The organism is Bacteroides sp. 2201st1_D9_2201SCRN_220225 (genome assembly GCF_040928965.1).
GTDB lineage: Bacteria > Bacteroidota > Bacteroidia > Bacteroidales > Bacteroidaceae > Bacteroides > Bacteroides stercoris.
The window spans coordinates 43,484-51,107 of record NZ_JBCODG010000033.1; the positions used below are offsets into that span (position 1 = coordinate 43,484).

General features: G+C 40.2%; 4 protein-coding genes and 1 CRISPR repeat array. All 4 genes read left to right on the forward strand.

The features are described 5' to 3' along the window. The first annotated feature begins 358 nt into the window (after positions 1 to 358). Positions 359 to 926: a CRISPR direct-repeat array (repeat unit 31 nt; unit sequence GCTGTTTCCAATGGTTCAAAGATACTAAAAT). 211 nt (positions 927 to 1,137) lie between these two features. The 4 genes from AB5903_RS12580 to AB5903_RS12595 all read left to right on the forward strand — a co-directional run bounded on the left by AB5903_RS12580 (position 1,138) and on the right by AB5903_RS12595 (position 7,580). Continuing rightward, a complete protein-coding gene (locus AB5903_RS12580) occupies positions 1,138 to 1,734 on the forward strand; it encodes an RNA polymerase sigma-70 factor (RefSeq protein ID WP_162487325.1) in 597 nt (198 codons plus the stop codon). Positions 1,735 to 1,800: 66 nt separating this feature from the next. After that, the gene (locus AB5903_RS12585; protein WP_195658192.1) at positions 1,801 to 2,808 is read left to right on the forward strand and encodes a FecR family protein; all 1,008 of its coding nucleotides are present in this window, start codon (positions 1,801 to 1,803) and stop codon (positions 2,806 to 2,808) included. 167 nt (positions 2,809 to 2,975) lie between these two features. Further along, complete coding sequence (locus AB5903_RS12590) at positions 2,976 to 6,446, forward strand: TonB-dependent receptor (RefSeq protein ID WP_195658191.1); 3,471 nt, start codon at positions 2,976 to 2,978, stop codon at positions 6,444 to 6,446. Between the two features lie 12 nt (positions 6,447 to 6,458). Then, the gene (locus AB5903_RS12595; RefSeq protein WP_368117892.1) at positions 6,459 to 7,580 is read left to right on the forward strand and encodes a RagB/SusD family nutrient uptake outer membrane protein; all 1,122 of its coding nucleotides are present in this window, start codon (positions 6,459 to 6,461) and stop codon (positions 7,578 to 7,580) included. The last annotated feature ends 44 nt before the right edge of the window (positions 7,581 to 7,624 follow it).

Consider the following 7,624-nt stretch of genomic DNA (forward strand, 5'->3'; position numbering starts at 1 on the left):
ACCCGAAGGGCTTGGCCTTGCTTGTACGGGAAGAACACGAATTACCTTTGCCTGTGGTTATGGGGACTCGGCTACGGTATGCCCGTTTTTCCCGATATGTTTTTATTCCGTAAGATTGCAGCCGTTTATATGGCCTTTTCAGAAAGAAATGTTATCTTTGCAAGTGAGATAAAGAGTTATTTGAAAGCATGAGAAATATGGCGGTTCGGAACAGTCCGGCTTTTTCTTATCCATTGCCCGTTCTCGTGCGAGTTTTATCCAATCTGTTGATAGTCAAATAAAACCTACCTGATTACAACAAATATACTAAAATGAAAGCAAATCACAACTTGGAACTTGCTGGTAAGTTACCTCTTATGCTGTTTCCAATGGTTCAAAGATACTAAAATGAAAGCAAATCACAACTTACTGTAAGTTCGCATATAGCAGCAATCTGCTGTTTCCAATGGTTCAAAGATACTAAAATGAAAGCAAATCACAACTTCTGTCCCCTATTTTATTACCCTCACTTAGCTGTTTCCAATGGTTCAAAGATACTAAAATGAAAGCAAATCACAACGGCAACTCCATGTCGTAAATGTGGTCTTTGGCTGTTTCCAATGGTTCAAAGATACTAAAATGAAAGCAAATCACAACACTCCCGCCCAAATGTATGAAGCTGCTAAAGCTGTTTCCAATGGTTCAAAGATACTAAAATGAAAGCAAATCACAACATCGGGTATGCGTCACGTTATTCGTAAATGCTGTTTCCAATGGTTCAAAGATACTAAAATGAAAGCAAATCACAACCATTAGTCAACAACAATGGAGCGTCATTGGGCTGTTTCCAATGGTTCAAAGATACTAAAATGAAAGCAAATCACAACGATGGGACTGGCTGGACATACTTGCGAATGCTGTTTCCAATGGTTCAAAGATACTAAAATAAGAAATAACTCACAACTATATGCAAGATTTCAAACTACGGTAGAAAACTGTTTTTGATGGTGTAAAATATAAAAGATATTGACATAAGAACTAATTATAGTGCATTCAAATGTGTTTTGGAAACAAATATTTCCTTCTGAAAAATCTTCTTAATGATTGTGTAGTTGTCTAAGTTTGACTACTTTTGCTCTCCTATAAATGGAGGCGGCTATGAAAGACACATTAATTATTGAGCATTTACGTAGGGGGGATGAAGAAGCATTTAAGTACATTTATGAACGTCATTATGTTCTGCTTTGCCGCTTTGCCAATCAGATATTGAATGATGCAGCTCTTTCGGAAGAGGTGGTGGACGATGCTATATTTTATTTATGGGAGCATCGTCGGGAGATAGAAATCACGTATTCTGTCCGTGCTTATCTGATGCGCGCTGTACGTAATCGTTGTCTGAATGAATTGCAATCCTTGCGTCATCGTGAGGAACTGCACTTCTCATCTTTTATGTTACCGGAAAATATGGATTTTCTTGATTCTGTTTTTGTGGAAGAGAATCAGCCCTTGGGTGTATTGCTCGAACGGGAGTTGGAAGATGAGTTGACCCGCAGTATAGAAGAACTGCCTGTGGAATGTCGTACCGTATTTAAGAAAAGTCGTTTTGAACAAAAAAAGTACGAAGAGATTGCTTTAGAGTTGGGAATCTCCATCAATACGGTTAAGTATCATATAAAGAATGCTTTATCTCTTCTTCAAAAGCGTTTGGACAACTATTTGCATTTATTGATTATTTATATTTTTATGGATATTTGAAAAAATATAAAATTTCGACTACCCTCATTCTTGATTTTTTTGTCTTATATATAAAGCAACGGAATTATGCAACTGGAAGAACATACTGATATAGATTTATTGATAACTCGATATCTTTCGGGAAAAATGGATAAAGAATCTTTTGCCGAACTGAAACGTTGGAGTTTGGAGTCTGAGTCTAATCGGAAATATGTACGGAATAAGTTAGAGGTTTGGTTTTCTTCAGGAGTTGCTGATACTGCTGTGCAGTTTGATAAAGACAAGGCATTTTCTTTATTCAAGCAACGTATTATCGGGGCTGAGAAGAAACAAAAACAGATGTTCCGCTTCTCATGGAAGACATTTATGCGGGCGGCGGCAGTTGTACTGATTCTGATGATTCCATTTGCTGCGTATTGGCAGGGAAAGCAGGCTGTAAAGCAAAGCTTTGCAGATATGGTTGTAGAGGCGCCTATGGGAGCGCATACAAAACTCTATTTACCGGATGGGACATTGGTATGGTTGAACGCAGGATCGAAAATTATATATTCGCAAGGCTTTGGAGTAGACGACCGTCGGTTGCGCTTGGAAGGAGAAGGCTATTTTGAGGTGATGAAGAACGAAGAAGTACCTTTTGAGATAGACACGAAAGAGTTGGATTTGAGAGTATTGGGTACAAAGTTCAATTTCAGGAACTATCCGGATGATGAAGAGGTGACGGTAAATCTGATGGAAGGAAAAGTTGCTTTGAGGAACGGTATCAGGGAAATGCCTGAACTTTATCTGACTCCGGACGAGAAAATGGTTCTTAATAAGGCGACCGGACAAATGGTAAAAAGCAGTACGAAAGCTGCCAAAGCCAATGTCTGGATTAACGACGAACTTTTCTTTGATGAAGAGCTGCTGGAAGATATAGCCAAGAAGCTGATGCGTAGCTATAATGTCAAGGTGGAAGTTGCCGATTCTTTACGTAACAAGCGTTTTTATGGAAGCTTCGGTATTTCGGGCAATACGATTGATAAGATTCTGGATGTGATGGCTTCGACCCAGCAAATGAATTATAAATACGAAAACGGTGTATATATACTATATTAATGTTGAACTTAAAAAATAAAACATGAGAAACAGGAGTTGTATGAAATTTACTTTTTCCGGCTGACGTTGGCATTTTGCTTCCCGGACAATAGTCTGGAAGTCAGCTTTACTTGGTAATTTATTACCAAACCTTATTTCTATTCATTAATTAAAAATTCAAAACGTTTATGGGAAACTTCAGTAAGGCTATTTTAATAGCCTCAGTAGCTCTTTGTCTTCATATTTCCGCTTTTTCTCAAGGTATATCGTTGAAAAATAGGGAAATAACTGTAAAAGAGGCAATGGAACTATTGAAAGAAAAATCTGGTTACTCGTTTGTGTTTTCATCTGCGGATGTAAATACGAATAAGCGAATTTCAATATCTACGGACAAAGCGACAATTGATGATGTCGTTAAGCAAATTCTCCAGGGACAAAATAATCTGACTTATGAAATTCAGAATAAGCGAATAATAGTAAAGAAGATACAATCGGGGGACAAGACTAAGAATAAACGAATTAAAGCCATTGGTAAGGTTGTAGATGATGCGGGGGAGCCGATCATTGGTGCAACTATAAGAGAACAAGGAACAATTAACGGAACAGTTACAGGCATTGACGGTAGTTTTTCGTTGGATGTTGCAGATAACGTAAATTTGGAAATATCCTATATTGGTTATGAGACACGTAAAGTAAGGGCTCAACAGGGCAAGAAGCTGGATATAACTATGCGTGAGGATGCAAATGTATTGGATGAAATTGTTGTATTGGGTTATGGTAACATACGTCGTAGTGATGTAACGGGGTCCATTGCATCTGTTTCATCCGAGTCTATATCCAAAGTTGCTTCGGCTTCTGTGGCCGATGCTTTGGCTGGAAAGATGGCCGGTGTACAGATTACTACTGCGGATGGTGCGTTGGATGCTGAAATCAGTGTTCGCGTGCGTGGTGGTGGTTCCATAACCCAAGATAATTCACCATTATTTTTGGTGGATGGTTTTCCGGTAGATGATTTAAGCGGTATTCCGCCAACGGATATTGAATCTATTGATGTTTTGAAAGAGGCATCAATGACAGCTATCTACGGTGCAAGAGGTGCAAACGGTGTTGTTATCGTGACTACCAAAAACCCTAAAATGGGTAAAACAACCGTACAGTTTAATAGCTATTTGCAGATGCGTACATTGGCGCGTAAAATACCGGTAATGAACAACTATGAGTTTGTAATGGCCGAATATGAATATCAGATGATTCGTAAAGGTTCGGATGAGGGTTTTATCAAAAATTTCGGCTACTATGATGATATTGATTTATACAAATACACGAACACTACTGATTGGCAGGATGAAATTCTAGGCAGTAATCCTATTTCGCAGTATTATAATATAACCGTTAATGGCGGTAATGAAAAAACCAAATTCAATTTGAGTTATACCCGCAATAAAGACGAGGGACAGTTGATTGGTTCGGGACTGACACGTAATAACATTAATCTAAAATTGAATCATCAGTTGTTCAAGAATCTGAAACTGGAAACAAATGCAACTTATCGTACGCGTACTATCGATGGTGCCGGAACTTCGGGGACAAATATTGTTACTGCGCTTCGTTTTCGTCCTACCAATGGGTTGTCGGCAGGAGTTGCCGTCGACCCTGATGATGACGAGGAAAACCTGGATGGAGATGGAAATTCCCTGAACCAGAAATATACTCCGGTGGAAGAGAATAAACAGAATTACAGAAAACGTGACGAACAGGCTCTCAGCCTGAAAGCTGCTTTGGTATGGGATGTGATAAAAGGATTGCAATTTCGTTCCGAGTATGGAATAAGCACGACTCATGCAAATGACAATCAGTTTTACGGTCCATTGTCCAGTACGGCTTCTGCGGCCGGTATGAATAATATGCCTTCTGCTAAACGCACCAAAACCCATAAGGAATCATATCGTTTGGCAAATACGCTGACCTATCGTAACTCCTTTAATAAGTCTCACAATGTCAATGTAATGCTGGGACAGGAAATTAACCATGCGCAGAACGATAATACGTTTATGAGTGCAAAGCTCTTTCCGGTTTCTGTAACGGCAGAGGCAGCGTTGGAGAATTTTGCTTTGGGAACTCCCAATCAGAGTACCAGTTATAAAAGTGCTCCCGACAGAACCGCTTCTTTCTTCGGACGTGCATTGTATGATTACAAAAATCGTTATTATGCTACTCTGACGGTTCGTGCCGACGGGTCTACCAAGTTTGCTCCCGGTAAGCAGTGGGGATATTTTCCGGCAGGTTCCATCGCCTGGAGAATTTCCAATGAAAAGTGGATGAAGCCTATAAAGTTCATCTCTGATTTGAAGTTGAGAGCCAGCTACGGTTTGGCTGGTAATAACCGTATTGGTAATGATTTGTGGCATAATATCTATCGTGTATACAGTGGAACAAGTGCTCCCGCTTTCGGTAATGAGGAATATAATTATTATCAGTTTGCAGACCAGACTTATCTTTACGATCCAGACTTGAAGTGGGAGACGACAATAACCCGTAATATCGGTTTGGATTTCGGATTCTTTAGAAACCGTCTGAGCGGTACGGTTGATGTGTATTGGAATACAACCAAGGACTTGTTGGTTCCTTCCATCATTCCTAATTCATCAGGTTATTCCCGTCAGATGACAAATGTGGGACAGACTTCAAACAAGGGAGTTGAAATCTCTTTGGATGCAAAAATCATTCAGACAAAGGATTTCCAGCTATCGGCAAACTTCAACGTTGCGTTCAACAAGAATAAGGTAGACAAGTTGGCTACCGGTGAAACCGAATGGAAAACCAAAGCTTCATTATCCAACTGGTATGGAACGTATAACTATAAAATGGAAGTAGGCAAAAGTATGGGGTTGATTTACGGATTCGTCAACGACGGGTTCTATAAGGTAGATGATTTTGATTTCGATGCAACTACTAAAAAATGGACTTTGAAGCCGGGTATACCCGATAATTCATCGTTCAGTTCCGGTAACTTTGCTTTTAAACCCGGAGCTATGAAATTTAAGAAACTGTCCGATTCCGAATCGAACTTGATTACTGAAGATGATATGACGGTTATCGGTGATACCAATCCTAAAGTGACCGGCGGTTTCGGACTTTCCGGCAACTGGAAGAATCTGGACTTCACGGCATTCTTCAATTACATGTGTGATTTTGATGTGCTCAATGTGAATAAACTCTACCTGCACTCGGCTGTCCGTCGTAATTATTCCAACTTATCTACGGATATGAACCTTGCCAATCGTTTCCGTTATGTGGACGATGCCGGTGTGAATGTTTCCAGTGACCCTGTTGCCTTAGCGGCATTAAATGAGAACGCCAAAACCTATTCTTGGATGTCCGTAACTCAGGGTATAACAATGATCGATTTGGTTGAAGACGGTTCTTTCCTTCGTTTGAGTACTTTGACGGTTGGTTATACGCTTCCTAAGCATTGGTTGAGATCTTTAGGAGTTAAGAGCCTGCGTTTATATTTTTCCGGAAGCAACTTGTTTACAATAACAGGATATAGCGGTTATGATCCGGAAGTGAATATCCAAAAAGGTTTGACGCCAGGCATTGATAATAATGTAACTCCGCGTAGCCGTGTTTATACAGTCGGTGTTAATTTGAATTTTTAAATTATATAGGATATGAAAAAAATATATATATCGGTAATGGCGAGCTTATTATTGTTCGCATCCTGTTCAGACTATCTGGATGTAAATTCTCCGTCTACGTTTGATAAGGAGTATGTATTTGGCAGTGAATCCGAAATAACTACTGCTGTCAATGGCATGTATGTGCCTATGGTCAGCGGTAAGGGTTGGGTAGGAGTTCTGCTTAAGAAGATGCTGTTTAATACGGATGTGGAGTTCAGTGGATTATCTACAGCATCCAATCTCAATGAGCGTGCATTTGTTCCGAGTACAGGCGATATAAAGTCGTATGGTGATATTTGGACGGGTATGTATGACGGGGTAAACCGTACGAACGATGTCATAGAGGGTATTGAACAGAGTCCTCTGTTTGCCGCTGCCGACAAAACTAAACCGTCGCGTCTGATGCATTATTACGGAGAAGCGAAAGTCCTGCGTGCCATGTATTATTTGGAGCTTGTCAGAAACTGGGGTGATGTGCCTTACAGAAGAAAACCTGCCGGAAATAAGGATGAATTGTTTATCGGAGCGACCGACCGCAATACAATATTGACCGATATGATTAATGATTTGATAGAGGTAGAACCTTTGATGTTGTATGCAGAAGAATCCGACAGAGGAGTAGAGGCTGCTTCAAGAGAATTCTGTCAGGCATTGATAGCTCGCATTGCTTTGCAAAGAGGTGGTTGGAGCCTCAGGCCGGATTATGATAATCCTTCTGCTGTGGGTACGATGGAGCGGAGCGACGATTGGAAAGAATATTATAAAATAGCTGAGGAATATGCCGGAAAGGTTATCTCTGAGGGTAAACATTCCTTGACTCGTTCTTTCCGTCAGGTTTGGGTAGATGAATGTAGTTGGATAGTACCGGTTGGTGATGATAATATTTTTGATGTACCGGCTAAAGTAGGTGGTTCCGGAGAATTGGCTTATTCCTGGGGAACATATATTGTATCGTCAAAGAACTCAGAGGGCGTGAATGCGTCCAATGCTCCTCACGGATATTCGTCCGGTGGCGCCAGATTGGCTCTTACCTATATGTTGTCTTTTGATAGAGAGGATTTACGTAGGGATATTACTTGTCAATACTTCGGTAAATTTTTACCGAAAGATTAAAAGTTAAACAATAGAACCGGCAAAAGCTGGTTCGGAAACACTAA